Origin of the sequence: Streptomyces sp. FH025 (assembly GCF_017427025.1) — a bacterium.
Classification (GTDB): domain Bacteria; phylum Actinomycetota; class Actinomycetes; order Streptomycetales; family Streptomycetaceae; genus Kitasatospora.
On sequence record NZ_JAFLNG010001024.1, the window covers coordinates 1 to 1969 of the forward strand.

Below are 1969 nucleotides of genomic sequence, written 5' to 3' on the forward strand. Positions count from 1 at the left end.
CGAGATTGACGGCGATCAGTCAGATTGAGCTAGAGGAAAGGTCATAACTTTGCCAAATTGTGTTCTGCTCAAGTCAAAATGATCGGAAGTTAACAAGCCCTCCACGCCGCCGTCGTGACGACCGGCTAGACGACCGACTGACGGGTCTGTTGGCGGGTCTGATGGCATCCGTTGGCAGGCGCGTTGGCAGGCGCGTTGGCAGGTTCCGTTGGCGGACCTGTTGGCGCCGTGACCCCGGAGTCCTAGGCTCTCGGTCCATGGACGGATGGGTGGGGGCCTGGACCGGCGGGCGAGCGGCGGTCCACATCGGCGATGTCGCGGACTTCAACGCGCAGTTCTTCGCCCCGGGCATGGACGCGGCCCAGCGCGCCCGGCGGCTGCGGCAGGCGCACCACTACGCCTGCCTCGCCGCCTGCTACAGCCCGGAACCGGCGCTGCTGGTGCTGCCCGCCGAGGTCGACCCGCAGTGGACCGACTGGCTGGCCCGGGAGCTGGAGTGGGGCCCGGTCGAGGTGCACAGCGGTGTCGCGCCCGGACGCACCCTCGCCGAGGCGCTCGCCGGGCGGCCCGCACTGGCCGCCCGGATCGCTGACTCCGGCCGCCCGGTGGTCCGTTGGGGCCGCACCGGCGCGCAGGGCGAGAGCCCCGAGCTGGCCGCCGTACGCCGCTACGAGTCCAAGGCCGCCGCGCACGACCTCTTCACCGCCCTCGCCCCCGACCACCCCGGGATCCGGGTGCCCGAGCAGGATCGCCCCGACGGCCGCCGACGCGCCGCCCGCCGGCTGACCGCCCGCGCCGCCCGGGGCCGGACCACCGTCCTGAAGAGCCCGCACGGCGTCGGCGGCTACGGCACCGTCGTGGTCGAGCCCGCCGAACTGTTCGCCGCGGGCGGCGGGGGCGCCCTGCTGCGCCTCCTGGTGCGTGACGAGATCCTGCCACCCCAGGGCGAGTTGCTGCTGGAGGAGTACGTCGACCCGGGCCCGTCCGCCCGGCTGCGCGACCTCACCTACGACGCCCTGGTCGGCCCGGACGGCACCGTCCACCCGGTCGGCGCCGGTGCCATGGACGTGGCCGGCACCCACTACCAGGGCGCCACCGTCGGCCCCGGCGCGGTACCGCACGACGCCGCCGAGACGGCCCGCCGGTTCACCCTGGCGGTGGGGGAGCGGCTGGCCGCCGAGGGCTACCGGGGCTGGTACGACGTGGACTTCGTCACCGACCGGCAGCGCCGGCTCGCCCCCACCGAGATCAACCTGCGGCTCACCGGCCCGGCCGTCGCCTTCATGCTGCGCGAGCGCCTCGACCGGGTGCGCGGCCCGGGCCACCTCGTCCGCACCCTGGACGCGATGCCGCTCGGCGCCCGACTCGGCCCCGAGGCGCTGTACGACCACCTGGAGCGGCTGCGCCCGCGCTGCGCCCGGCTCGACGTCACCCTGCTGCCGCTGATCCCGACGGCGGGCCACGACCCGGAGCCCGCCGTCGGCCTCGCCCTCGCCGGGCCGGACGCGGACGCGCTGGACGCCGCCCAGGCGCTGCTGACCGCCGCCAACGACGCGCTCACGGGGATGTTCGAGGCGCTGCGCTGAGGCGGTGTCACTTCTTGACGGTCGCGCCCGGCCGCCGCAGCAGGAAGACCGCCACCACGGCCGCGGCCGCCATCAGCGGGATGTTGAAGACGTACACCATCGCCGTCTCGCGCGACCAGTCGGTGGCGTCGGTGAGCCGGTACAGGTTGTCCTGCGGCCACCAGGAGGCCAGCAGCCAGAACACCGACAGGTAGGTGAGCACCGACAGCCGCAGCGAGCGGCCCTGCCTCAGCACCACCGGGAGGCCGAGGAACAGGAAGGACATCCCGGCGCCGAAGGCCAGGTTCTCGCACAGGTAGAGCAGTTCGAACCAGAAGCGGTAGCCGGCGGGCACCGCCGACAGGTCCGTGGAGCCGGGATAGAACACGTGGGTGCTGATCAAG

2 protein-coding genes are annotated in these 1969 nt (G+C 73.4%); one reads left to right on the forward strand and one right to left on the reverse strand.

The annotated features are described in order from the left end of the window. Positions 1-257: 257 nt before the first annotated feature. Positions 258-1586: a hypothetical protein gene (locus J0670_RS36875; RefSeq protein ID WP_207817141.1), complete on the forward strand. Its 1329-nt coding sequence runs from the start codon at positions 258-260 to the stop codon at positions 1584-1586. Between the two features lie 7 nt (positions 1587-1593). Here the strand turns inward: J0670_RS36875 and J0670_RS36880 are convergent. After that, on the reverse strand, positions 1594-1969 hold a 376-nt coding region (locus J0670_RS36880), incomplete at its 5' end, for a hypothetical protein (RefSeq protein ID WP_207817142.1).

Bases quoted from the DNA above. Each gene is read 5' to 3' on its own strand.
- J0670_RS36875 (WP_207817141.1), top strand. From the start codon at position 258: ATGGACGGATGGGTGGGGGCCTGGACCGGCGGGCGAGCGGCGGTCCAC.